Annotated in this window: 19 protein-coding genes; 7 read left to right on the top strand and 12 right to left on the bottom strand. The window is 69.3% G+C overall.

Annotated elements, in window-relative coordinates; translation table 11 throughout:
- The first annotated feature begins 73 nt into the window (after positions 1 to 73).
- The 5 genes from OHA77_RS13405 to OHA77_RS13385 all read left to right on the top strand — a co-directional run bounded on the left by OHA77_RS13405 (position 74) and on the right by OHA77_RS13385 (position 6,441).
- On the top strand, positions 74 to 1,624 hold the full coding sequence (locus tag OHA77_RS13405) for an acyl-CoA synthetase (protein ID WP_406318378.1): 1,551 nt from the start codon (positions 74 to 76) through the stop codon (positions 1,622 to 1,624).
- 144 nt (positions 1,625 to 1,768) lie between these two features.
- Positions 1,769 to 2,656, top strand: coding sequence for a Zn-ribbon domain-containing OB-fold protein (locus OHA77_RS13400; protein WP_406318377.1), 888 nt, complete (start codon positions 1,769 to 1,771; stop codon positions 2,654 to 2,656).
- Positions 2,657 to 3,676: a thiolase domain-containing protein gene (locus OHA77_RS13395; protein WP_406318376.1), complete on the top strand. Its 1,020-nt coding sequence runs from the start codon at positions 2,657 to 2,659 to the stop codon at positions 3,674 to 3,676.
- Positions 3,676 to 4,827 carry a thiolase domain-containing protein gene (locus OHA77_RS13390; RefSeq protein WP_406318375.1) on the top strand — a complete coding sequence of 384 codons (1,152 nt, stop codon included), beginning with the start codon at positions 3,676 to 3,678 and terminating at the stop codon, positions 4,825 to 4,827. Before OHA77_RS13395 ends, OHA77_RS13390 begins: the two co-directional genes overlap by 1 nt.
- Positions 4,828 to 4,845: 18 nt before the next feature.
- Positions 4,846 to 6,441, top strand: a complete 1,596-nt coding sequence (locus OHA77_RS13385; RefSeq protein WP_406318373.1) for an acyl-CoA synthetase — start codon at positions 4,846 to 4,848, stop codon at positions 6,439 to 6,441.
- A 113-nt stretch (positions 6,442 to 6,554) separates the two neighbouring features.
- On the opposite strand, the gene OHA77_RS13380 is transcribed toward OHA77_RS13385, so the two are convergent.
- The gene (locus OHA77_RS13380; RefSeq protein WP_406318371.1) at positions 6,555 to 7,115 is read right to left on the bottom strand and encodes a hypothetical protein; all 561 of its coding nucleotides are present in this window, start codon (positions 7,113 to 7,115) and stop codon (positions 6,555 to 6,557) included.
- A gap of 359 nt (positions 7,116 to 7,474) precedes the next feature.
- On the opposite strand from OHA77_RS13380, the gene OHA77_RS13375 reads away from it, so the two are divergent.
- Positions 7,475 to 7,867, top strand: coding sequence for a DUF1622 domain-containing protein (locus tag OHA77_RS13375; protein ID WP_326820309.1), 393 nt, complete (start codon positions 7,475 to 7,477; stop codon positions 7,865 to 7,867).
- Positions 7,860 to 8,102, top strand: coding sequence for a hypothetical protein (locus tag OHA77_RS13370; protein ID WP_406318370.1), 243 nt, complete (start codon positions 7,860 to 7,862; stop codon positions 8,100 to 8,102). Before OHA77_RS13375 ends, OHA77_RS13370 begins: the two co-directional genes overlap by 8 nt.
- Before the next feature lie 136 nt (positions 8,103 to 8,238).
- Here OHA77_RS13370 and OHA77_RS13365 read toward each other — a convergent pair whose 3' ends face one another.
- The 11 genes from OHA77_RS13365 to OHA77_RS13315 form a co-directional block, all read right to left on the bottom strand.
- A complete protein-coding gene (locus OHA77_RS13365; RefSeq protein WP_406318369.1) occupies positions 8,239 to 8,622 on the bottom strand; it encodes a YbaB/EbfC family nucleoid-associated protein in 384 nt (127 codons plus the stop codon).
- Positions 8,623 to 8,704: 82 nt separating this feature from the next.
- Positions 8,705 to 9,004 carry a hypothetical protein gene (locus tag OHA77_RS13360; protein ID WP_406318367.1) on the bottom strand — a complete coding sequence of 100 codons (300 nt, stop codon included), beginning with the start codon at positions 9,002 to 9,004 and terminating at the stop codon, positions 8,705 to 8,707.
- Complete coding sequence (locus OHA77_RS13355) at positions 9,001 to 14,820, bottom strand: T3SS effector HopA1 family protein (protein WP_406318366.1); 5,820 nt, start codon at positions 14,818 to 14,820, stop codon at positions 9,001 to 9,003. Before OHA77_RS13355 ends, OHA77_RS13360 begins: the two co-directional genes overlap by 4 nt.
- Positions 14,820 to 15,161, bottom strand: coding sequence for a hypothetical protein (locus OHA77_RS13350; RefSeq protein WP_406318364.1), 342 nt, complete (start codon positions 15,159 to 15,161; stop codon positions 14,820 to 14,822). Before OHA77_RS13350 ends, OHA77_RS13355 begins: the two co-directional genes overlap by 1 nt.
- Before the next feature lie 442 nt (positions 15,162 to 15,603).
- A complete protein-coding gene (locus tag OHA77_RS13345; RefSeq protein ID WP_406318362.1) occupies positions 15,604 to 16,917 on the bottom strand; it encodes an ABC transporter substrate-binding protein in 1,314 nt (437 codons plus the stop codon).
- 247 nt (positions 16,918 to 17,164) lie between these two features.
- Entirely contained in the window at positions 17,165 to 18,079 is a 915-nt protein-coding gene (gene murQ, locus OHA77_RS13340) for an N-acetylmuramic acid 6-phosphate etherase (RefSeq protein WP_406318361.1), read from the bottom strand.
- A gap of 37 nt (positions 18,080 to 18,116) precedes the next feature.
- Positions 18,117 to 19,124 carry an ABC transporter ATP-binding protein gene (locus OHA77_RS13335; protein WP_406318359.1) on the bottom strand — a complete coding sequence of 336 codons (1,008 nt, stop codon included), beginning with the start codon at positions 19,122 to 19,124 and terminating at the stop codon, positions 18,117 to 18,119.
- On the bottom strand, positions 19,121 to 20,134 hold the full coding sequence (locus OHA77_RS13330; protein WP_326820318.1) for an ABC transporter ATP-binding protein: 1,014 nt from the start codon (positions 20,132 to 20,134) through the stop codon (positions 19,121 to 19,123). Before OHA77_RS13330 ends, OHA77_RS13335 begins: the two co-directional genes overlap by 4 nt.
- A 4-nt stretch (positions 20,135 to 20,138) precedes the next feature.
- Positions 20,139 to 21,068, bottom strand: coding sequence for an ABC transporter permease (locus OHA77_RS13325; RefSeq protein ID WP_326820319.1), 930 nt, complete (start codon positions 21,066 to 21,068; stop codon positions 20,139 to 20,141).
- Entirely contained in the window at positions 21,065 to 22,132 is a 1,068-nt protein-coding gene (locus OHA77_RS13320) for an ABC transporter permease (protein WP_406318357.1), read from the bottom strand. Before OHA77_RS13320 ends, OHA77_RS13325 begins: the two co-directional genes overlap by 4 nt.
- Positions 22,129 to 23,937 carry an ABC transporter substrate-binding protein gene (locus OHA77_RS13315; RefSeq protein WP_406318355.1) on the bottom strand — a complete coding sequence of 603 codons (1,809 nt, stop codon included), beginning with the start codon at positions 23,935 to 23,937 and terminating at the stop codon, positions 22,129 to 22,131. The genes OHA77_RS13320 and OHA77_RS13315 overlap by 4 nt, the downstream gene beginning before the upstream one ends.
- Positions 23,938 to 23,949 lie beyond the last annotated feature (12 nt).

The raw sequence follows: 23,949 nt of genomic DNA, 5'->3' as shown, positions 1-23,949 counted from the left end.
AGTCTTTTACAAATATCTAGAACGTGATTCACTTTGGCCGTCCGGGGGACCTTTCGACGAGAGAGGACGACCGATGGGCACGCTCGGCTTCTGGAGACTCGCGCAGGCGGATCCGGACTGGATCGCCGCGGTGGATCCGGACGGCACCGAACACCGCGCCGGCGACCTGCTCGCCCGTGCCAACCGCCTCGTGCACGGCCTGCGGGAGCTGGGGCTCAAGCCCGGCGACGGCCTCTGCGGCCTGGTGCCGAACGGTTCCGACGGACTGGTGCTCTATCTGGCCGCGCTCCAGGCCGGGTGGTACTACACACCCATCAACTGGCACCTCACCGGCCCGGAGATCGGCTACATCGTCGCCGACAGCGAGGCCCGGGCCTTCTTCGTCGACGAGCGCCACGCGCGGGAGGGCCTGCGCGGTGCCACGGAGTCGGGCATCGCTCCCGACCGGGTCTTCGCGTTCGGGCAGGTGGAAGGGGTTCGCCCGGTCTCCGAGCTGACCGCGGGGCGGCCCGCGACGGCGCCTGCGGACCGTACGGCGGGTGCCGCCATGCACTACACCTCCGGCACCACCGGCAAACCCAAGGGCGTGCGCCGTCCGCTCAGCGGCATGGACCCGGACGACGGGGCCGAGCTGATGACGGTCCTGCTCAGCCTCTTCGGCATGACCCCGGGCGAGGAGAACGTCCACCTGGTCACCTCGCCGAACTACCACACCGCGGTCACCCAGTTCGGCGGTACGGCCCTGCACATGGGCCACACCCTCGTCTACATGGACAGGTGGGACGCCGAGGAGACGCTCCGACTCTGCGAGAGGTATCGCGTCACCAATTCGCACATGGTCCCCACCCACTTCAAGCGGCTGCTCGCGCTCCCCGACGAGGTGAAAGGCAGATACGACCTGTCCTCGCTCCGGTGGATGATCCACGCCGCCGCGCCCTGCCCGGTCCCGGTCAAGTGGGCGATGTTCGAGTGGTGGGGCGACTGCATCTACGAGTACTACGCCGCGACCGAGGGCGGCGGCACCATCGCCACCCCCGAGGGCTGGAAGAAGCACCCCGGCACCGTCGGCACCGCCTGGCCGATCAGTGAGCTGCTCATCGTGGACGAGAACCTCCAGCCGGTCCCGACCGGCACGCCGGGCACGATCTACATGAAGATGATGGGCGTCCGCTTCGAGTACAAGGGCGACCGGGCCAAGACGGAGGCGGGCCGTCTGCAGGACCACTTCACCGTCGGCGACATCGGCTACCTCGACGAGGACGGCTTCCTGTTCCTCTGCGACCGCAAGGCCGACATGATCATCTCGGGCGGGACCAACATCTACCCGGCCGAGATCGAGAACGAGCTGATGGTCCACCCGAAGATCGCCGATGTGGCGGTGTTCGGCATCCCCGACGAGGAGTGGGGCGAGCAGATCAAGGCGGTGGTCGAGCCCGCGACCGGTGTCGCCCCCTCGCCCGAGCTCGCCGCGGAGCTCATCGAATCGCTCAAGGGCCGCCTGTCGAAGATGAAGTGGCCCAGGTCCATCGACTTCATCGAGGAGATGCCGCGCGAGCCCAACGGCAAGCTCCTCAAACGCAAGCTGCGCGACCCGTACTGGGAGGGACGAGACCGTGCGATCTGAGAACGGCGTCGCCGGACACCGGCATCCGACGGGAGACGGACACCGACGTCGGGTGGGAGCGGGACACCGGCATCCGACGGGCGCGGGACACCGGCATCCGACGGGAGCGGGACACCGGCATCCGACGGGAGAGGAGCGGCACGGATGACGCTGGAAGCGCGGCACGTGCTGGAGTTCCCCGGCGGCTACACCCGCACGACCGGCCCGGTGATCGGGCGGTTCCTCACCGAACTGCGGGACGGGCGCGTCGTCGGGGTCCGTACGGCGGCGGGCCGGACGCTGGTTCCCCCGCTGGAGTATGACCCCGACACCGGTGACGCCGTCACCGGGGACTTCGTCGAGGTCGGCCCGGCGGGGACGGTCGAGAGCTGGGCGTGGGTGCACACCCCGCGAAAGGGCCACCCGCTGGACCGGCCGTTCGCCTGGGCCCTGATCCGGCTGGACGGAGCGGACACCTCGCTCGTGCACGCGGTGGACGCCGGCGACGTCAAGGCCATGCGACCCGGCCTGCGCGTCCGCCCCCGCTGGCGGGCCGAGCGCACCGGGCACATCACCGACATCGAAAGCTTCGTCCCCGAGGTCACGAAGATCGTGTCCCCGGTCCGCGTCGAGTACGTCGTCACGCCCGGCCTCGCGCTCACCCGCTTCCTGGCGGGCATCGCGGAGGGTGTCTTCGTCGGCTGCCGATGCGGCTCCTGCCACCAGGTCTACGTGCCCTACCGGCTCTCCTGCCCCGAGTGCGGCGTCGCGGTCACCGAGGAGGTCGAACTGCCGGACACCGGCACGATCACCACCTTCGCGATCAACAATCTGCCCGATCCGCGCGCCCCCGAGGTGCCGTTCGTGTCGGCCTACATCCTGCTCGACGGCTCCGACATCCCGATGATCGCCCTGGTCGGCGGGGTCCCGGCCCACGAGGTACGGCAGGGCATGCGGGTGCGGGCCGTGTGGATCCCCGAGGAGGAGTGGACGCCGTCCATGGACAACATCAGGTGGTTCGCCCCCACCGGCGAACCGGACGTGGAGCTGTAGATGCGTGAGGTAGCGGTCGTCGCGTTCGCCCAGACGCGGCACAGCGCGACCGACGAGGGACAGAGTGACTCCGAGCTGGTCATGCCCCCGCTGGAGGAGGTCAGAGAGAAGACGGGCCTGCGGACGTTCGGCTTCACCTGCTCGGGGTCGTGCGACTACCTGGCGGGCGCGCCGTTCTCCTTCGTCTCCGCGCTCGACGCGCTCGGCGCCTGGCCGCCGATCTCCGAGAGCCACGTGGAGATGGACGCAGCGTGGGCGCTGTACGAGGCCTGGGTCAGGCTCCAGCACGGCGACGTCGACTCGGCGCTGGTCTACGGCTTCGGCAAGTCCTCCCCGGGGGACCTGCGGGAGATCATGACACTCCAGCTCGACCCCTACTACCTGGCCCCGCTCGGCCTCGACCAGGTCTCCTCCGCCGCGCTCCAGGCCTCGGCCGCCGGAGTCGGCCGGGCCGAACTGGACGAGATCGTACGGCGGAGCCGCGCCGCCGGGCGGGTCAACCCTTACGCCCTCGATCTGCCCGACCCCGACGGGGAGGCCTTCGAGGTCGAGCCGCTGCGGCCGTACGACGTCGCCCCGATCACCGACGGCGCCGCCGCGGTGGTGCTGGCCGCCGGGGACCTCGCCAGGGAGCTGTGCGAGCACCCGGCCTGGATAACGGGCATCGCCCACCGCATAGAACCTCATTACCCGGGCATGAGAGACCTTGCCCGGTCGGCCTCCGCAGCCGAAGCCGCACGAGCGGCGGGGGTCGACAAGGGTCATGTCGACGTGGCCGAGCTGCACGCCCAGTTCAGCCACGAGGAGGTCATCCTCCGCCGGGCGCTCGCACTCCCCGAGACCACCGCCGTCAACCCGAGCGGCGGCCCGCTGGCGGCGAACCCGGTCATGGCCACCGGCCTCATCAGGGTCGGTGAGGCCGCCCGGCGCATCCTGGACGGCACGGCGAGCCGTACCGTCGGGCACGCCTCCAGCGGCCCCTGCCTGCAGCACAACCTCGTCACCGTGATGGAGGCCTGATGGGTAACCCGTGTGCGGTCATCGGGATCGGCCAGACGCACTACACCACCCGGCGGCGGGACGTCTCCATCGCCGGGCTGGTCCGCGAGGCGGCGCTGCGGGCGCTCCAGGACGCGGACCTGACCTGGAAGGACATCGACGCCGTCGTCATCGGCAAGGCACCCGACCTGTTCGAGGGTGTGATGATGCCGGAGGCCTATCTGGCGGACGCGCTCGGTGCCGCGGGCAAGCCGATGATGCGCGTGCACACCGCCGGCTCGGTCGGCGGGTCGACCGCGCTGGTCGGCGCCTCACTGATCCAGGGGGGCGTGCACGACCGGGTGCTGGTGGTCGCCTTCGAGAAGCAGTCGGAGTCCAACGCGACCTGGGCCCTGTCCACGCACCTGCCGTTCAGCGCCTCGCTGGTGGTCGGCGCGGGTGGCTACTTCGCCCCGCACATCCGCGAGTACCTGCGCCGCTCCGGAGCTCCCGCGCACATCGGACACCTGGTGGCGGTCAAGGACCGGCGCAACGCCCTGAAGAACCCCTACGCCCACCTCCGGATCCCCGGGATCGACCAGAAGATGGTCGAGTCGACCCCGATGCTCTGGGAGCCCATCCGCTACCTCGACACCTGCCCCTCCTCGGACGGCGCGTGCGCGATGGTCCTGTCCGCCGGCGACAAGGTCACCGGCGGCACTCCCGCCTGGGTGCTGGGTACGGCGATGCGCTCCGAGCCGATCTTCCGGGCCGGGCGGGACACCGTGAACCCGCAGGGCGGCAAGGACTGCGCGGCCGACGTCTACCGGCAGGCCGGGATCACCGATCCGCGCCGGGAGATCGACGTGGCGGAGGTGTACGTGCCCTTCTCCTGGTATGAGCCGATGTGGCTGGAGAACCTGGGGTTCGCCGCCGAGGGGGAGGGGTGGAAGCTCACCGAGTCCGGGGCCACCACCCTGGACGGCGACATCCCGTGGAACGCCTCGGGCGGGGTGCTGTCGAGCAACCCGATCGGTGCGTCCGGACTGATCCGGTTCGCCGAGGCGGCGCTCCAGGTCAGGGGGATGGCGGGGGAGCACCAGGTCGACGGCGCCCGGCGGGCCCTGGGGCACGCGTACGGCGGGGGCGCCCAGTTCTTCGCGATGTGGATGGTCGGCAGCGACAGACCCTGATCCCCCCGGGAGGGCCCGATGGAGTTCAACCACGCAGATCTGTTCGAGGGGCTCGCGGACGCGATCGGGGACCGCACCGCCGTCGTCTGCGGCGGCAGCCGCCGCACCTACGCGGAGCTGGACGCGGACGCCAACCGGCTCGCCCACTTCCTGCGGAGCCGGGGCGTGCGGGCCGGGCAGCACATCGGGATCCATCTCTACAACGGCGTCGAGTATGTCGTGGGACTGCTGGCCACGCTCAAGATCCGGGCTGTGCCGGTCAACGTGAACTACCGCTACATCGAGGCCGAGCTGCTCTATCTCTATCAGGACTCGGACATCGTGGCCCTGCTGTTCGACGTGGAGTTCGACGGCCGGGTGGCGGCCGTGGCCTCGCAGGCTCCGGAGCTGAGGCACCTGATCGCGGTGGGCGGCACGTCCGGGATCGAGGCGGCGGTGCCGTACGAGGAGGCGCTGGCCGGGCAGCCGGAGACGAGGGGATTCCCCGCACGGTCGGGGGACGACGTCTACATCATCTACACCGGTGGCACGACCGGGATGCCCAAGGGGGTGATGTGGCGCAGCGAGGACCTGTTCTTCGGCTTCGGCGGGGGCAACCCCTACGGGGAGCCGCGTGCCACACCGGACGAGGTGATCGAGGCGGCCAGGACCTCCGGGCCGATGACCATGATGGCCGCGGCCCCGCTGATGCACGGCGCGGCCCAGATGGCCACCTTCATCTCCTGGTGGATGGGCGGCACGATGGCCTACGTCCGCAGGTTCGACGCGGCCGAGGTGCTGCGCGTGATCGACCGGGAGAAGGTCGTGTCGATCAACATCACCGGCGACGCGATGGCCCGCCCGCTGGCCGACGAGATCGCAGGAGGCGGCTACGACCTGTCGTCGCTGTTCGCGGTCAGCTCCACCGGCGCCATCCTGACCGGCGCCGTCCGTGACCGCCTGGCGGAGCTGCTCCCCGACCGGATGATCATAGACAGCTTCGGGTCCAGCGAGTCCGGCTACACCGCCTCGGCGGTCCCCGGCTCCTCTCCCGAGACGGGTCAGCGATTCCAGTCCACCGCGGCCTCCAACCTGGCCGTGCTCAACGAGGCCCTGGAGCCGGTCAAGCCCGGATCGGGTGAACTGGGCACGGTCGCCAGGGCCGGCCGGATCGCCTTCGGCTACTACAAGGACGAGGACAAGACCGCGCGCACCTTCGTGACCGACGGAGACGGCGTCCGCTGGCTGCTCACCGGCGACATCGCCCGGGTCGAGGAGGACGGCACGATCGCGATCTTCGGTCGCGGCTCGGTCTGCATCAACACCGGCGGGGAGAAGGTCTTCCCCGAGGAGGTCGAGGCCGTGCTCAAAGGCCACCCGGCGGTCTTCGACGCGGTCGTCACCGGCATCCCCGACGAGCGGTGGGGCAGCCGGGTCGCCGCCGTGGTCGAGCTCAGGCCGGGCACGACACCGTCGGCCGAGGAGCTCGACGCCCACTGCCGGCAGCGGCTGTCCGGCTACAAGGTGCCCCGCACCTTCGCCTTCGTCGACGAGATGGTCCGTTCCCCGGCGGGCAAGGCCGACTACCGCTGGGCCAGGGAGACCGCCCAGGCCGCCGACCCGTCCGGCGGCTGACGTTCAGGGCGGTCACGGCTATCGATGACGTCCGGGGGGGCGGCCGTGACCCTCCCCTCGTACTGTGAAGATCTGGCCTTAAAAGAGGTCGGATCGTGGGAGAGACCAGCCGGTCAACCGCTGCCCCCGCCCGAGGGGGAGAAGGGCGGAAGCGGACGACCGTGGCGTACCAGCAGCGTCAGCGGCCGGGTGGGCTCGTCCTCCCCGACCGCCCCCTCCGGGACCACAGGCCTGCCGGATATGTCGAGGGTGTCGCGCCTCGGGTAACCCCAGGGCCGACCAAACCTCTCATCTTCTCCGGATGCGCGGACGAACACCCGGCCGCGGATGTCGATGACGAGGTCCCCTGGCTGCCACTGCTCCGGCCAAGCGGCGACCATGCCCGGGGCGACGGGTCCAGGGACACTCGTACGCCCGGGAGCGGGGCTGCCGGCCCCGTCCTTCTTCCCCTTGCCGCGTCTCCCGGCGATGATCATGATCAGGCCGGGGATGAGGAAGATGAAGGCGAGCAGAAACCGTCCGCTCTGTTCGCTGGGACACTGAAAGTAACCGTCAGGGATGAACGCGCTTCCGCAGGTATTGTCGCCATTATGCGGAATAGGGGACAAGCCGATGAAGAGTCCCACGATGGTCGCGGCGATGCCCAGTGTGCGCAATAAGCGCTCTCTGCTCATTTCCCTCCCATGGTCACGTGAGGTGAAGTCTCCTTCCTCTCCGATCCCCTCGCAAGGTCCCTGGCTCCATGGGTCTGACCCGTCCGCCGGGAGCCGGTGAAGTGATACTCCGATACGGCGGGCCGGACCGAGAGCCGCCAAACGTGATCTCATCCCGCCGGCCGTCAACGAAACCCGTCGCCTGCTGGTCCGTCTCCTCCTGCAGCCCGTTCACCCGACCGGCCACGTCCTCGATCGGTCATGCCGGTGCCGCCGACGGCAAGCCCGAGCCCGCCGTGCCCACTACCGAAAACATGGCCACACCATCACATAAGCGCCGTTGCAGTATTAGAAGGACGATCACCGGGTAACAGCAGCACATGTTTGAACTGCTGCCCGAGGAGACGCTCCGGGAGGTCGTCAACCTGCTGGTCCGTCTCGTCGAGGCGGCAGGCGCGCTCATCATCTTCGCGGGTGCGGCCGTGGCCTTCGTACGTTTCCTCCTCGTCGCCGTACGGCGGGGCGGCGCCGACGGGTTCGTGACGGTCCGGCTGTTCCTGGGACGATTCCTCGCCTTAGGGCTGGAGTTCCAGCTCGCCAGTGACGTGCTGCGCACGGCCATCTCGCCGAGCTTCACGCAGATCGGGCAGTTGGCGGCGATCGCGGCCATCAGGACCGCGCTGAACTTCTTCCTGAGCAGGGAGATCGAGCGGGAGGGGCGCACGGTGGCCGAGGCCCGTCCCCGATCCGTGCCCGGTGCCGACCGTGGCTGAGCTCGTCCGGACGGCCGCCACCCTGGTCGCCGCCATGGGCCTGGCCGCGGCGTTCGCCGCGCTGCTCTCCGGCGGCGGGCCCAGGACCGCGATGGCGGTGCTGCTGGACTTTCTCGTCGCGGCGGGGCTTCTCCGGCTCTCCCTGGCGGGGGCGTGGACGGCGATCGCCGTGGCGGCGCTCACGATAGTGATCCGCAAGGTGGTCGTCGCCGGATTCGCCCTCTCGGCGAGATAGCGCGCCCGGCCGTACCCCTCGGGCTCAGGGAGACAGGGCGCCCGGCCGTACCCGCGGGCTCAGGGAGATAGGGCGCCCGGCCGTACCCCGCGGCGAGCCTGCCGGCCGACCGTACCGTCTCCGTCGGTCCACCTGCTCACAGCGTGTCCTTGTCGATGGTGGGCAGGGCCGACCCGAAGTCGGTCTCGGGGTCGAGCAACTGCTCGATGTCGACGCCTTCGGGCACGAAGGGCGCCATCAGCCGGTGCGTCTGCTCGGTCACATCCGCCGTCGCCGCCTGGATCTGCTCCATGAGCGACGCGGAGATCTCCGACGCGGACAGCTTCTTCGTGATGCGCGGGTCCAGGTCGATGCGCATGATGCGGCCTTGCGGCCCCGCCTTCACGGTCACCAGGCCGTCCTTCGAGGTCGCCGAGGCCTCCACCTCGCGGAGCCTGGCGTAGGCCTCCCGCATCTGGGCGGCCTGCTGGTTGTACTCCTCGACCATCGCCTCAAGTTGTGCGTGCAATTCCTCGTGCACAGCGCCTCCTTCTCGGCTGTTGGTCGATCTTAGTGCGATCGCGAAACCTGCTGTTCCGATCCGGCTCCCAGGGCGTGCCTGTCTATCTTCCGGGGTCCGGCATATGACGCATCAGGTTGGGGTCCTCATCGCGGAGAATCGCATAGCCCTCCGCGTAGTTGGTCATCATGGGGCAGAGAAGCTCGGCACGCCGGGACAGAGGCCAACGCCGGTCTGCGAGCTGTTGGAGAATCCAGCTTGGAGCTCGCGCATCGATTTTGATCACAGCGAACATCAGGACATCCTCTCCGAACAACTCGGGGTTCGTCGTCTCGTCGATCTCTTCGCGGAGGAACCCTGTGACGAACTCACGGGCGGAGTCGAGTCTGCCGTCGTCGATCATGGCGTTTCTTCCGGAAGGTTGGCATGGGGTTTATCGAAGTCGACGCCGAATGCTAGAAACATCTTGGAAACATTCCGCATGAACATATTAATGTCGCCACCCACTTCCCTGGTCATGTCCAGTGCATCAGAGATGGCCTTGGAGCGCACGAGACCGAAACTTGCTCCGGCGGCGAGGGGTTCCGCGCCGCGGCTGATGCCATCCATGACCTTCTGCGTCATCGGCGGTGTCTCTTGCATGAAGGCGGCCGGGTCTTTTTGCTGGTATTCGCGCAACCAGGCGACCACATTCGCTATGGCCGTGTCGTCATCCGCATAGATCACGATATTGTCCGCTCGTCTGGTGACCGCCTGATAGCCGCTGACCTTTGCCGCGTATACTCCGGGGAACCGGTCTGGAACATCCACCACTTCCCGCACCAGAGCCTCCATCAGTTCTGGAGCTTTGTCCGCGTTGGCGTTTACGTACAGCCGTTCTGTGATATTACTTCCAGATTCATGGGCGCGGATGAAGGGGAAGAAATCTCCGCCGACTTCAGGGGTGGCAGGTTCACCCTCGAGCGTCAATACGCTCTTCCGGGTTGCCTGGATCACCGAGCGGGCGTGGGGAGGCCTATCATGTGCGATGTTCACGATGCTGTCCATATAGGACTGAGGTGTGCGGTTGAGCGGGTTGCTCTCGCTGGAGCGATTGTAAAGTGAATAGATGTCACCCGTATAATAAATTTCGCTCTGCTCCAGCCATACCTTCCAGAGGAAGGCATCGAGACTCTCCCGGGACAGGGCGGGGGGCTCAAGGCCGTGAGCGTGATACGAGAGCAGTCGCAACTCCTCGACCTGTTCGAAGGACAGATCCACGTCGAGCCTTTGCGCCTCCTCTTTGAGATCATGGTGCGAGCGCGGGATCTCCACCAGTTCAGGATGGCGGTCGACGAGGTGGGTAAGCGCCTCACGCGCGGAGGGTGAAAGTGCGCGAGGCGTGTCTTGAACCGTATGGCGGATATCGTGGAAAGCGTCCGGAACCTTGTTGAAAGAGGGGTCGGCGACCCGTCGAGGGTCCGGCGCTGGATGTCCTTCCGCCCTTGCGGTCGAAGTGGCAGGGGCGGCATCCCCGGCCGCACCATGGACCTTCGGCGCCTCGGCGACGATGCTGTGCCCGTCCAGCCCCAGATCCGCCCGTAAGGCGGTGACGAGTTCGGCGCTGTTGGCCGCCTGGACGACCGGCTCATGGCCCCGCCGTACCGCATCCAGGTACTTGTCGATCAGTGCCGTGGGATGTCCTAGTTCGGCGCGGAGTTCGCCGAGGGGCGTCAGCACGTCGGACTTCAGCCAGCCGCCGACCAGTTCCGGTCCGGCCAGTTCCGCCAGCCGACCGATGGCGGCGTAGTCCGCCTCCCCGTATCTGGGCCCGTCGATCCTCGGTCCGATCTTCTCGCCTAGCCACAACCGGCGATCCGGCGCGTCCATGTAGTCTCTGAGCCACGCTCCGGGATCCCTGACGTGATCGAGTGAGGCGTATGCGCCTCCCTTGCGTTCCAGGTCCAGGTACGCCTCGAGTGTCTCTCGAAGGCCTCGCTCCTGCACCAGCCGGTGCATCTTTGTGGGGAGCGCCACGCCGGTCCGCTCTTCGAATCCGATCCGCATGTTCAGTCGGCCGAGCGCCCGTGCTTCCAGGTCGGTCAGTCCGTGTATTCCGGCTTCGGCCGCGAGTTGCCTGCCTTCGTTCAGGTGAAGGCCGGTCGATTCGGCGAAGTCCACCAGCGCGTCGGTCAGCCCGTCGTGGTCCCCGTCGCGCAGTGCCCAGTGGGTCCTGGGGTCCTCCTGGTCCAGTGCGCGCATCGCGGTGTCGAACATCCCCCGCCGACCACCCAGTGCGTGCTCGGCCCGTTCCTCGGCCATGTCGGCGCGATGGTCGTTCCGGAAGAGCTCCGAGACCTCATGCACGTGCCGTGCCTGATCGTGCGACAGGCGGGGCAGCCCGACCCGGTCGGCGATCTGCCGGCCCGACCAGTACGGCCTATCCAACGGCAGGTATATGTCCATGGCCGCGGCCAGGGCATCGGGGGTCGCGGCGGTTGTGACGGGCCCGAATCTCTCAACGGTCGCCCGGAGGTACGCCTCGGCCAACCTCTGATAGCCATAATCCAAGATGAGGTGGTTCACCGGGGAGCCCAGCGGATCCGACATGTTCGCCACTTCCGGCGCCAGCCTGTTGAGCCGGTTGAGGGCCTGCGCCTCGGCAGCCGTCAGATCATCCAGACCAAGCCGCTGGCCCAGCTCCCGAGCGGTCCTGAACTCCGTGACGGCCTCGATGAGCTGAGCGGCGTTCACGGTCTTGTGCGGGGCGTGTCCAGCGGCTTCGGCTCCGGCGTACGCATCGAGGAGGCCGGCGAAATCGCCCTCCGCCAGTCCGAACCGCTCAGGGAGGTGAAGAAAGTTGTCCCGTGGTCCTAGACGGAACGTGCTCCTGATGTGCTGGAGATCCCGCGCCTGCCTGTCGGTGGGATGCTCGATGTCCGCCTGCCGGGCGAGTTCTCTTCCCCACTCCAGGAGTCGCGATTCGAAGGCCGGATGACCTCTCAGCGCCATGGCGAGGTCGTCCCCGGTTTTCGCGAAGACGACCTCCGTGCTCTCACTCGCCTGCCGGTAGAGCAGGTACGCCTTCTCTGCTCCTCCCACGTCGTGGATCAGGTCGCCCATGGCGGTGCGTACGTCCGGTGCGAACAGGGGATTCGTCAGTTCCGGGCCGGCCAGTCCGATGAGCCGGGCGGTGGCCCTGGCGAGGTTGTCCGGCACTTCCCGCATGCCCCACAACATCCGCTCCATCGACTCGGCCACCTTGCGCCCCAGCCACAGGTCTTTGTCGGGAGCCGCCAGATAGTCGCGCAGCGTCTCTGCCACCCTGTGCGGGCTCTCTTGGGAACCGAACACGTGATCGCCGCCATCGGCCTGCAATCGCAGATAGGTCTCGACGACCTTCGCAGGCCCCTCCGCGGCGATGAGCTCGCTCATGGGGCCGGGCAGCAGCGGGGGCTCGCCATGGGTCAACTCGGGGCCGACCATCGCGCCCAGACGGCCCGCTGCCTGCAACTCGGCGTCGGTGAGATCACGGCCGAGCCGCTCCTCGACCATCATCCCGTGTTCCCGCACGAAATCGGTGGCCCTGGCATGCTCCTCGAGCAGGTGTCCCAAGGCGCGGTCGTCTCCGGCCGCCACCATGGCCGTGATCTCCTCGCCACGCTTGGCGTGCAGGTCGAGTGCCACTTCGAGGAGCGCCCTGATGCTGCCCACATGGAACTGGGCCCCGTCCATGGGGGTGTAGCCCGTGTCCACGAACTTCGAGACCAGCCCCGGCAAGCCGACCTTCCCGAACCTGCCCAGGAACCGTGCCTGCCCGTCCGTCAACTCAAGATGACCGCTCCACCGGGCGGCCTTGCGTCCAAGCCAGAGATCCGCGTCCTTGTCGACGTACCGTTGCATGGCGTCGACGAACTCTCGATGGTCCATCCTGTCCAGCGCGGCTACGACGTCTGCGGCCTCCCGGTGCCCCCGAGTGGCTTCCGCGGCACCCGACGTCTCATCCACCGCGCGGAGGGCGGCCCCGACGAGCCCGCCGTCGTCGTGGACCCCCAGGCTCTCGGAGAGGAGTGTCGAAGGCACATCGATGGCAACGTTGCCGTCCGGCGTCAACCGGCCCTCGAACAGTTCGTTCAGCCGTGCCATGGTCCGGGCCTGCTCGTCCGACCTGATGGGTACGCGGATCGTTTCGGCGATCTCCCGCCCGGCTGTGACCTCGGGGTCGACGCGGGCCGCCGCCGGAGTACGGCCGTCGCCTCCCCCGGGATGCGACGGCGTGGTCCCGCCGGCTCCGTCCTCCGCGCCGGGTCGAGCGGGCTGTCCGTTCCCCCAGCCATGCGGATTGGGCGGGCCTACGGGGTCGTGGTGGTACATCACCGCGCCGGCCTGCAGCCCCGCGAAACCACCCTGCTGTGCTCCCCTGGCCGGCGGCTCGATCACTGTGTAGAGCCCGTCTCCCGTCGCCCGGATGTCGGCGGCCGTCGTGGCCTGCCTTTCGGGTGCGGGAGCCTGCCGGGCCGCCTCCCTCTCACGCACGGCAGGTGCGGCGTCGGAGCCGGGGTGGGACGGCGCCGGGCCGCCGTCGTGCCCGGCGGCGGGCACGACCGGCCCGCCCTGCTGGTCGGCCGCCCGGGGTACGGCCTGGCCGCCCTGGCCGTCGGCCGCCCGGGGCGCGGGCCCGCCTTCGGCCGCGGGTCCGTCGACCCTGGTACGCGCTACGGGAGCGTCCCCCTCCACAGGGCGAGCGGGCCGGGCACCGTCGCCGGCAGGCGCGACGGCTCTCTCTCCCGGCGCACCGCGCCCGGACACCCCATCGCCGCCCTCCGGCGCCACCCGCTCACCCGCCCTACCGGCCCCCTCCACTCCGGCCCTGCCGGCCGGGTGCGCGGGCACGGCTCCACCAGCCGCAACCTGCGCGGGCACCACCCCGTCGGCCGCCGGACGGGCAGGCCCGGCCCCCACGCCACGATCAACACCCACCTGACCGTTCGAACCACCGCTGCCGCCGCTGCCGTCGCCGGGCGCACCACCGCGATCACCGGCAGCCCCCTCGTCAAGCGCGGCCAGAGACGTCCTGTCCGGCGACAACCCCAACGGCACCGACGGCGATGAACCCTCCAGCGGCGGTGTCAGGCCCCGCCCCTCGGGCACGCCCCCCGGCCGGACCCCACCACCGGGACCGCCACCGAAACCATCAACAGACCCGCCACCGGACCTATCACCGGACCCGCCAGGCCCGCCATCGGCGCCACCGGCCCCTTCACCGGCCCCTTCACCGGACCTGCCGGTGACCGTATCCGGATGCACCGCGATCGGCCCGACACCCCCCACCACAGCCGCGACCACCGAGTACAACACGTGCTCGGCGTCCAACTGCCCGTTCATCGCCAACATCGGCACACTGGCCGCGGTGGCCGCCGCCCCGCTCATCACCGCCCGCCCCGCCACCGTGTTCGGCGCCCCCGCCACCAAACCACGCAGACTCCCGGCCCCGTCCTTGGCGACCACCCCGACCATGTCATCGGTCACCAACCGCGACGCACCGACCGTCATCCCACCGAACAACAACCCGGTCAACATCCCCGTGCCCGCCGACCACGCCAGCGAGCCGCCATTGAACTTCTTCCGATGCCCGGCCAGCCACTGCCCCCCCTGAACGCCGGCATCCAACCCGCCCATGATCCCGCCGAACACCACCATGTTCTTCAGCAGCTCAGCCTTGATCAGCTGGTTCTCCATCCGGGTGAACGCCAACCTGCTCCAGATCAACGGCGTCACCCCGGGATTGGCCACCGCTAATATCCGCAACCGCACGATCACCGCAGCGGCCGCCACCACCCCGACGATCATCATCCACTGGGTGTGATCGATATCGGTCGCGTGCCGCCGCGTCGCGACCGCCTCCCGGCTCACCAAATCCTTCACATACGCCAACACCGCCACCGGATCCCCGCCACCCGGCCCACCACCCTGCCCGGCCGCACCACCCGCCGACGCCACCAGCTTGCCGAACAGCCGCGCGAACTCCTCCTTGGCCGCCCCGTCCCACGCCCCCGACTCCAGCAGATGAGCCACCGCCCCACCCGACTCCAGCTGGAAACGCCCCAACGCCTCCGCCAACCCCTCCAACTCCGCCGCCTTAGCGGAGATCTGCGCATAAGACCCCTCCGGGAACGCACCCCCCGCGATGAACGGCCAGAACGGCTTGATCAGATCCGGCACGAAAACATTCGGATCCATCAACGCCCCCCACTCACAGGGCCCGAAACCCCGGCACCCGCGCCCGCAGAAGCCGCGTCCGCCTCCTGGTAACCGACCCGGGCGTGGCCGAGGTTCTCCCCCTCGCACAGGCACCTGCCGGCCAGGAAACGCAACAGCTCCCCGACCGTCTCGAACGTCTCCCCGTGAAGGCGCCAAAACTCCTGGCCGTAGTCATCGTCGGTCACCGCGGCCCGCGTCGCGTAAGCGGCCCCCACATGCCCCGCGGCCACTCCCGCGACCCCGCCCCCCAGCTCATTCACCATGTCGCTCAACGCCAGCAACTGACGCTCGGCATAGGCCATACCGTCCAAAGAGCTCAAGAGGCAGCCTTTCCTCGTCAGCCCGCCGCGTCCCCGGGCGCGACTCAGAAGACGACCGAAAGGCAAGCGGCCCGGCAGATGAAACGGTCCGAAAATCCTGAACGATCACTTTCCATCCATCCGGGCGATAAATGCAAGCTGTAGGACCGTTCCAATGGCCATTCCCCCCGAAAAGGGACGCTTCCCGAAAGGGCGCTTCGCGTCAGGGTCGGCCCTCTCCAGCGGACTACCCCTGAAGGGGGCATGGTCAGTCCTGACCTGGGGGACGGGGCACTCCCCGGCTTTCAGCAACCGGTCCGAGCCGTACCCGGGATCGCTGTCGTGGTCCGCCACGGGCCAGGTGGGAGGGAGGCTCCGTACGGCCGCCCCGAGGGTCTTCCGGGTGTGCAGGGCGGGCGCTCCCATGCCCGGGGAGTAGGAGCGCCCGCGACAGGGGTACGGCTCAGCCGCTGTTGCGCTTCTTGTAGGAGGCCTGGGCCGCTGTCAGCTTGGCGGCGAACCTGTCAAGGAAGTCCTTGGCCGACAGCGTGCCCCGCAGGACCTTCTGGAACTCCGGCTCCATGGCGGTCTTGGTGATCGTGTTGAACTCCGGCAGGTAGTACGGCATCTGCACGACCTTGGCCGTCGGGTCGTTGAGCACCTTGACCGCCTCGGCCATGTGTTGCAGTCCCTGGATCCAGGGTTCCTCGTTGACGTCGGTGTTGGCCGGGAGCACGCCGGTCTTCTCCGACCAGTAGCTGTTCATCGCCTTGGAGACGGCGAACTCGGCGAACCTGTAGGCGGCGTCCTTATGCCGGCCGCTCGCGAACAGCCCGATCCCCGCGACCGGGTTGGACAGGACCACCTGGAAACCGGCGGCGGACTTCGGCACGGCCATGGCGGCCACGTGCTCCCTGCCCAGCGCCTTGACGTGGTCGTTGAACGACCCCAGGTTGTGCTGCATGATCGCGATGTTGCCGGCGTCGAACTGGGCGACCATCTTCACGTAGTCGTTGCTGACGTCGGCCTCGGGGGTGACCTTCTTGTAGAGCCCCGCCAGTTTCGTCAGGGCCGCCACGTTCCTCGGGTCGTTGACCGTCGCCCTGCCGGAGGCGTCGAAGATCTCGGTGATGCCGGACTGGCCGTACACCATCTCCAGCATCTGCGCGATCGAGCCCGTGCCGCCGCGGATGGTGAAGCCGTGGCGGTCCTGGGCCGCGTCGGTCAGCCGCTCGGTCGCGGTGAAGAAGTCGTCCCAGCTCATGGGCGCTTCGAGTCCGGCCTCCTCGAACCAGTCCGTCCGGTACCAGAGCACCCCCAGGTTGGTGGAGAGCGGCATCATGTAGGTCGCACCGTCGGGCACGGTCGACTTGACGGCCGTGGTGACCTGCTCGTTCAGCTTGCCGTTCAGCGCGCCGCCGGAGATCCGGTCGTCCAGTGGGTCGAGCGCTTTCTGCGCCACCAGGCCGGACAGCATGGCGGTGGAGACGCCGCCCACGTCGGGCAGCCCGCCGCCGGCGATGGCCCTGTCGTACTTCTGCTGGATCTGGGAGATCGGGATGCCGACGTATTTGACGGTGATCGTGGGATTCGCCTTCTGGAACTCCGCGATGATGCGCCGCCACACCGGGGTGCGGGCGGGACCGCCGTTGTCGTCCCAGAAGGTGATCGTGATCTTGCCGTCGGCGGAACCCACGTCCGCGCCGCACGCGGTCAGCCCGCTGCCGAGCATGAGTGCCGCGGTCAGGACCGCCAGGCGCGCAGAGCGTGTCGTCATTGCCCTACCTCTCCGTGTCATGTCCCCCGACATCGCTGTGACGGTTGAACCGCCGGATCCGGTGCGATCGGCAGCCGGTGCCGTGTCGTGGTGGCCGCCGGCCCACGGCTCGCACGTGCCGATCGGAGACAGGGTACGGCTCCGCGATCGGTTCCGGGTGGTGGCCACGACCATTGCCATGCCCTGCGTCCCGAGCCGGGGAGTTCACCTCCTCGGCCGGCTGCCGGCTCCCCGGTACGACCCGGTCTCAGGCGTCCTGACCGGCATGGCGCAGGGCGTCTCCCAGCCGGCCGCCGTGCGCGGCGAGCAGCGAGCGCGCGCCGTCCGCGCCGAGGCGCCGTTCGATCATCACGACGGCGGTCTTCACGTCGTTCCCGGCCTCCCGCAGGGCGCCGGCGGCGACGAGGGGGGCGGCGCCGGTGATCTCGGCGACCATGCGGGCCGCCCGGTCGGCGAGTTTCGCGTTGCTCGCCGACACCTCGATCATGCGGTTCCCGTACGTCCGCCCGCACCTGATCATCGTGATCGTGGAGATCATGTTGAGCACCAGCTTCTGGGCCGTGCCGGCCTTCAGCCGCGTCGACCCGGCGACCACCTCCGGCCCGACGACGACCTCGATCGCGTGCTCGGCCCCGGCCGCCAGCGCTGTGCCGGTGTTGCACGCCAGCCCCACGGTCAGCGCCCCCCGGCGGCGGGCCTCGGCCACCGCGGCGACGACATAAGGCGCCTGTCCGCTCGCGGAGATCCCCACCACGGAGTCCAAGGGGCCGACCTTCCTGTCGCGGATCGCGGCGGCACCCGCCTCCGCGTCGTCCTCCGCACCCTCGACCGACCGGACGAGTGCGGCGTCGCCGCCCGCGATGATGCCCTGCACCAGGTCGGGAGCGGTGCCGAAGGTCGGCGGGCACTCCGAGGCGTCGAGCACTGCGAGCCGTCCCGACGTGCCGGCGCCGACGTAGAGCAGCCGGCCTCCGGCGGCCATCCGCCCGGCGACGCCGTCGATCGCGGCGGAGATCGCCGGGCCGGCCGCGGCCACCGCGGCGGGCACCGCGGTGTCGGCCGCGTTCATCAGCCGCACGATCTCCTCCGTCGGGAGGGTGTCGATCCCGCTGTAGCGAGGGTCGTTCCGCTCCGTGGCCAGGGCGGCGAGTGACTCTGTCATGCTTCCGCACCGTTCCATGCCGTCCAGGGGTTCCCGGTCACGCGCCCACCCCCAGGGGGATCACGTTCCGCTGCCGGGGGCGGAAGCACGCGTGCCGCTGCACGGTGTCTCCGTCGTGGCCCAGCACGGGGGTCTCGCTCTGGCAGCGCGCGGTGCCGAACGGGCATCTCCCCGCGAACAGGCAGCCCGTGCCGTCATGCCCTCCGCTGGGGGCCTCGACGGGCACGACCCGCTCGGCGCCCGGCCGTTCCAGCCCGTGCAGCACGGGGATCGCCGACAGCAGTGACTGGGTGTAGGGGTGCACCGGGTCGGCGATGACCGTCTCGGTCGGCCCCTGCTCGACGATCCGGCCCCGGTAGAGCACGTAGACCTCGCCGCCGTCCCCGATGTAGCGGGCGGTGGCGATGTCGTGGGTGATGAACAGCACGCTCACGCCCAGCCGCTCGCGCAGGTCCTTCAGCAGGGCGAGGACGCCCAGCCGCATCGACACGTCGATCATCGAGACGGCCTCGTCGGCGACGAGCATCTCGGGGTCCACGGTGAGCGCGCGGGCGATCACCACGCGCTGGCGCATGCCCCCGGAGAGCTGGTGGGGGTAGCGCGGCAGCACATACCCCGGGTCGAGGCCCACCAGGGCGAGCAACTCGTCGGCCCGCTCGTCGATCCACGACCTCGGCCGGCCGGTCTGCCCGGCGCGCAGGGTCAGCGGCGCCGCCAGTGTCTGGTGGATCGTGCGCGTCGGGTTGAGCGCCGAGTACGGGTCCTGGTGGATGAGCTGGATCCGGCGGAAGTACGGCTGCCGCCGCCGGTGGCTCAGCCCGGACATCGAGGTGCCGTCGATGACGAGCTCGCCGGAGTCGTAGGTCTCCAGCCCGGCGATGATCCGGCCGAGCGTGGTCTTGCCGCAGCCGGACTCGCCGATGAACGACACCGCGCCGCCCCGGGCGACGGCGAAGTCCACGCCCCGCAGGGCGGGCACGTCACGCCCGCCGAGGACGTTTCCGCGCTGCTTGAACGTTCTGGTGATCCCGTTTCCCGTGATCATGCGTACTCCTTCCGTCTCGCCGGCGCGGACGGATGCTCCAGCGCGTGGCAGGCGGCGGTCCTCCCACCGTGAACGGCGGAGGCGGGCTCGGCCGTCTCGCAGATCTCCATGCGCGCGTCGCACCGCTCGCGGAACACGCACCCGGCGACCGGGAGGGTGCCGAGCGTGGGAGGCCGTCCCGGCAGGGCCCGGGCGAGGGAGATGTCACCCGACAGCCGCGGGATGGCCCGGATGAGGCCCCGGGTGTAGGGGTGGGCGGGCGCGCCGATCACCTCGTTGATCGGGCCGTGCTCGACCACCCGCCCGCCGTACATCACGGCGAGGTCGTCGGCGACCTCGGCGACCGCGCCGACGTCGTGGGTGATGACGAGCGTGGTGAGCGCCCGCTCCTCGTGGATCTCTCTGATGATCCGCAGGATCGTCGCCTGTGTGATCATGTCGAGGGCCGTGGTCGGCTCGTCGAGGACGACCACCTTGGCGTTGAGGACCAGCGCGAGCATGATGCCGACCCGCTGGCGCATGCCCCCCGACAGTTCGTGCTGGTGGGAGTCGAGCACCCGGGCGCCGTCCATGCCCATCCGGGCCAGCAGGTCCTTCGCGTCGCGCACCAGAGCCCGCAGGTCGGCCACGTCGTGCGAGCGGCCGAGGTCGAGGAGCTGCTTGCCGATGGTCTTGAGCGGGTTGAGCGAGTTCTGCGCCGCCTGGAAGACGTAGCCGACCTGCCGTCCGCGGGCCTGCCGGAGATCCTCGCCTCCGAGCGTCAGGACGTCCCCCAGGCCGTCGATCTCGACGCTGCCTCGCGCGATCCTGCCCGGCGGCTGGACGGCGTTGAGCAGGGAGAGCGCCAGGGTGGACTTGCCGGAGCCGGACTCGCCGACGATACCGGTGATCGTCCCGGGGGTGAGGTTCAGGTCGACGCCGGAGACGGCGGGCAGTTCGCCCGCCGGGGTCTTGTAGACGACGGTGAGATCACGGATGCGCACGCCGGGCGCCGCGGAGCCGATGGTCATGGGGTCATTCCTCCCGCAGCCGGGGGTTGAAGATCTCGTCCATCGCGTCGATGAGGAGCACGATGCCCAGGGTGAGCAGCAGGATCGCGAGCAGCGGGGCCAGCAGGTACGGCAGCGCCGCCGGGGTGGTGAGCGCCCCGCCGTTGAAGACCGCGAAGTTCAGCATCACGCCCCAGTTGTTGGCGTCGAACGGCAGGACACCCAGGAAGAACAGGCCCACCTGCGCGTAGACGGCACCGGTCACCGCGATGAGCATGTTCATCGCGATGTAGGGCGCCATGCCGGGCAGCAGCTCACGCCCGATGATGTGGGTCGTCGGCAGGCCCAGTCCCCTGGCGGCCTCGATGAACCCCCGCTCACGCAGGGAGAGCGTCTGGGACCGTACGGCGCGGGCCACGCCGCCCCAGCCGAGGAGCCCGAGCACCAGTCCCATCTCCAGGGGGCTGGTGAACTTCCACACGGTGGACAGCACGAGCAGCAGCGGCAGGCCGGGGATGGCCAGGTTCATGTCGGTGATCCGCATGAGCAGGGTGTCCCACCGGCCGCGCCGGAACCCGGCGAACAGCCCGATGGAGGTGCCCAGGGCCACCGTGATGATCGCGGTGGCGAGCCCGGCGAGCAGGACGTACCGTGCGCCGGTGACGACGAGCGCGAGCACGTCGGTGCCCTCGAAGTCGGTGCCGAAGGGATGCGTCCAACTCGGCGGCGCGTAGAGCGCGCTGTTGTCCCGGGGCAGGTGCGCGGGGTAGAGCAGGGGGCCGAAGGCTCCCATCGCGGCGAACACGGCGATGATGACGACGCCGGCCATCCGGCTCGGCTTGCGGCGCATCACCCGCCACACGCCGCGCCAGAAGTTGCGCCGCAGCGTCGCGCGCGTGTTCCCGGCGGCTGCCCGGGGGATCGCCGCCTCCCCGGCGTCGGTGATGGCGGTCATGCCGAGCCTCCACTTCTGACCCGCGGGTCGATCGCGGTGTAGAGCAGGTCGGCGGCGATGTTGGCCACCACGATGCCCACCGTGATCACCAGGAACGTGCCGCCCATCAGCGCGTAGTCGCGGGTGCTGATGCTGTTGACGAGCAGCAGCCCGAGACCCGGATAGTTGAAGATTTCCTCGATGAAGATCGATCCGCCGAAGAGCATGCCGATCGACAGGGCGAGGACGGTGAACAGCGGGAGGATCGCGTTGCGGGCCAGATAGCGGAAGACGACGCCGCGCCTGAGCCCGCGGAGCTCGGCCGCGAGGATGAAGTCGTCACCGAGTACGGCGACCACGTTCGACTTCATCGCCAGGATCCACCCGCCGTAGCTCGCCAGCGTGTACGTCACGACCGGCAGTACGGCGTGGTGCGCCAGCGAACCGACGTATCCGGCGTTGAGGCCGGGGACGGCCTCGATCTCCACCGGGCCGCCGGACGGCATGATCGGCCACAGCGTCGCGAAGATCGCTGTGAGCAGGAGCCCGATGACGTACACCGGGACGCCGTGGAGCAGCGAACCGGACAGGGCGAGCACGTCGCCCAGCCGTCCCGACCGTTTGATCGCCGCGTAGACGCCCATGACGACGCCGAGCAGGAAGCTCAGCAGGGTGCCCGCCAGCACGGGGAGCACGGTCCACCGGGCCGCCGCGCCGATCAGCGTGGTCACCGGGACGCCCGGTGTGCTGAGCGACTGCCCGAGGTCGAGGTGGAGCAGCGAGCCCATGTATCCGACGTACTGCTCCCACAGGCTGCCGGTCGGGAGGAAGCCGTACAGCACGGCCGCGGCCCGCTCGGCCTGCTCGGGCGACATGCCCTTCTGGATCAGGCTCTCGTACTGCCCGGCGACGGGGTCACCGGGGATCTCCCGGATGATGACGAAGCTGATCGTGGCGACGACCCAGACCATGACCAGGCCGCGGACCAGATGGCCCGCCACCCGCCGGGCGACCGCGCCGCCGGGGAGGCGGCCCCTGCGGACGGCCGCGCCGCCGGGGGGACGACTCCTGATCGCGAGAGTCATGCCTGCCTCCTTCTGATCATTCCGAGCTGCATCCACACACCCGACGACAGCCGCAGCGCCTCGCTGTCGTCCGGGGGGAAGGCCGTGTACCGGGAGGTGTTCACGAACTGGGCGTTGACGTAGTCCCAGAGCTGGATGACCGGGAGCTGCTCGTTCGCCACCCTGGCGAGGACGCCGACGATCCGCTTCTGCTCGTCCGGGGCGGCGAAGTTGAGCCTGGCGGTCAGCTCGCCGGGGTTGACCGTGCCCGCCCCGGTGACCTGGGCGGTCTCGGCGCCGCCCATCCAGTTGCCCTGGGTGCCCGGCGCCACGTGCTTCAGCCGGCCGCCGAACATCTGCCAGCCGTTCGCCTGTCCGAACAGGCGCTGGTAGATGTTGTACGGCGCCGGCCCGAGGCCCATCAGCCAGAACCCGATCCCGTACTTGCCGGCCGCCAGATCACCCAGGTAGAGGGTGTAGTCGGCCGCGGTGATCACCTTCGCGTCGATCCCGTGGTCGTTGAGCTGACTGCTGATCGACTGGGCCGCCGAGACCCAGTCGGAGAACGACGCCGGCACGTGGATCTCGACCTTCCACGGTGTCCCGTCCGGCATGGCCCACGTGCCGCCCCGCCGTGTCATGCCTGCGGCTTTCAGCTCCGTCGCGGCTTTCACCGGGTCGAACCCGTAGCGGGTGAGGCTGTCGAACCCCTTGCCCAGCCAGGCCCGGGCCGCCTTGGCGTGGATGCCCGACGTGGTCGCCGCCGGGGTGCCGCCCTCCGGCGAGGCGATCCTGGTGACCTGGTTCCGGTCGATCAGGTAGGCCAGCGCCCGCCGCACGTGCACGTTGTCGTACGGCTTGAGCGCCTGGTTGAACGCCAGCGACGTGACCACGGGCGAGTAGCCCCGGACGATCCGGCTGCCGCCGGTCTGGCGGATGCGGTCCATGACGGCGGTGGGCACCGAGGTGAACGGCGCGTTGTCGAGCTTGCCGGCGATCAGGTAGTTCCAGATCTGCTCGTTGCTGGTGTAGTTGAGGACCTTGACCTTGTCCGGCACGACGGCGGCGCTGTCGTAGAAGTAGGGGTTCCTCTTCAGTAGCGCCGCGCCCGGGTTGACCCGTTCCAGTACGAACGGCCCGGCGGAGACGTCGTGCGGCGGCCGGAAGGAGATGACCTTGTCGGCCATCCCGGTGATCACGGACTTCGCGCGCTCGGCGGCGGGGCCGTCCGCACCTTGGGCGATCTTGAGTGTCTTCCAGAAGCCGGTGGGCAGCAGCCGGCCGTAGACGTGAGCGGGCACGATCACGGTGGACAGCAGGTTGTTGAGGAACATCTGGCTCCGGTTCGGACCCTGCGTGATGCTGATGGTCTTGGCGTCGACGACCTGGATCTCGGCCGCCGCACCCGCCGCCTTCGGGTCGAGCGCGTACGCCGTACCCCCCTGGCTGTAGGCGAGGCCGATCGAAACCCGGACGTCCTCGCTGGTCAACGGTTTGCCGTCGGACCACCTGGCGTTCGGCTGCAGGTGGATGACGACCGCCGACCCGTCAGGGGCGGCCGTCCAGCTCCTGGCGATCGCCGGGTAGAACCGGTTGGGGTCGGTGGGGTCGTTCTTGGGCCAGGCCAGTGCCATCCCGTTGTAGCCGTTGAAAACCGATCCCACCGGGTTGAACGGGTTGGTCGGCGCGCTGGCGTTGATCTGCTTGGTGCCGTCGATCGTGGTGTAGGTGCCGCCCGACCGGTCTGTCTCCGACTTCCCGGTGGTGCCGCAGGCCGTGGCGGTCACGATTGACGCCATGGCCACGATTGCCGTGAGTCGCTTCATCGACTTCTCCTG

The organism is Streptosporangium sp. NBC_01639, assembly GCF_045209755.1.
Classification (GTDB): domain Bacteria; phylum Actinomycetota; class Actinomycetes; order Streptosporangiales; family Streptosporangiaceae; genus Streptosporangium.
The sequence above is the reverse complement of the archived record's forward strand: the minus strand, read 5'-3'. Positions and strand labels throughout refer to the sequence as shown.

Excerpts from the sequence above, each read along its gene's own strand:
- OHA77_RS13390 (WP_406318375.1), top strand. The coding sequence starts at position 3,676 with ATGGGTAACCCGTGTGCGGTCATCGGGATCGGCCAGACGCACTACACC.
- OHA77_RS13380 (WP_406318371.1), bottom strand. The coding sequence starts at position 7,115 with ATGAGCAGAGAGCGCTTATTGCGCACACTGGGCATCGCCGCGACCATC.
- OHA77_RS13400 (WP_406318377.1), top strand. The coding sequence starts at position 1,769 with ATGACGCTGGAAGCGCGGCACGTGCTGGAGTTCCCCGGCGGCTACACC.
- murQ (WP_406318361.1), bottom strand. The coding sequence starts at position 18,079 with ATGACAGAGTCACTCGCCGCCCTGGCCACGGAGCGGAACGACCCTCGC.
- OHA77_RS13325 (WP_326820319.1), bottom strand. The coding sequence starts at position 21,068 with ATGACCGCCATCACCGACGCCGGGGAGGCGGCGATCCCCCGGGCAGCC.
- OHA77_RS13345 (WP_406318362.1), bottom strand. The coding sequence starts at position 16,917 with ATGACGACACGCTCTGCGCGCCTGGCGGTCCTGACCGCGGCACTCATG.
- OHA77_RS13375 (WP_326820309.1), top strand. The coding sequence starts at position 7,475 with ATGTTTGAACTGCTGCCCGAGGAGACGCTCCGGGAGGTCGTCAACCTG.
- OHA77_RS13320 (WP_406318357.1), bottom strand. The coding sequence starts at position 22,132 with ATGACTCTCGCGATCAGGAGTCGTCCCCCCGGCGGCGCGGCCGTCCGC.
- OHA77_RS13315 (WP_406318355.1), bottom strand. The coding sequence starts at position 23,937 with ATGAAGCGACTCACGGCAATCGTGGCCATGGCGTCAATCGTGACCGCC.
- OHA77_RS13360 (WP_406318367.1), bottom strand. The coding sequence starts at position 9,004 with ATGATCGACGACGGCAGACTCGACTCCGCCCGTGAGTTCGTCACAGGG.
- OHA77_RS13355 (WP_406318366.1), bottom strand. The coding sequence starts at position 14,820 with ATGGATCCGAATGTTTTCGTGCCGGATCTGATCAAGCCGTTCTGGCCG.
- OHA77_RS13395 (WP_406318376.1), top strand. The coding sequence starts at position 2,657 with ATGCGTGAGGTAGCGGTCGTCGCGTTCGCCCAGACGCGGCACAGCGCG.
- OHA77_RS13405 (WP_406318378.1), top strand. The coding sequence starts at position 74 with ATGGGCACGCTCGGCTTCTGGAGACTCGCGCAGGCGGATCCGGACTGG.
- OHA77_RS13330 (WP_326820318.1), bottom strand. The coding sequence starts at position 20,134 with ATGACCATCGGCTCCGCGGCGCCCGGCGTGCGCATCCGTGATCTCACC.
- OHA77_RS13335 (WP_406318359.1), bottom strand. The coding sequence starts at position 19,124 with ATGATCACGGGAAACGGGATCACCAGAACGTTCAAGCAGCGCGGAAAC.
- OHA77_RS13385 (WP_406318373.1), top strand. The coding sequence starts at position 4,846 with ATGGAGTTCAACCACGCAGATCTGTTCGAGGGGCTCGCGGACGCGATC.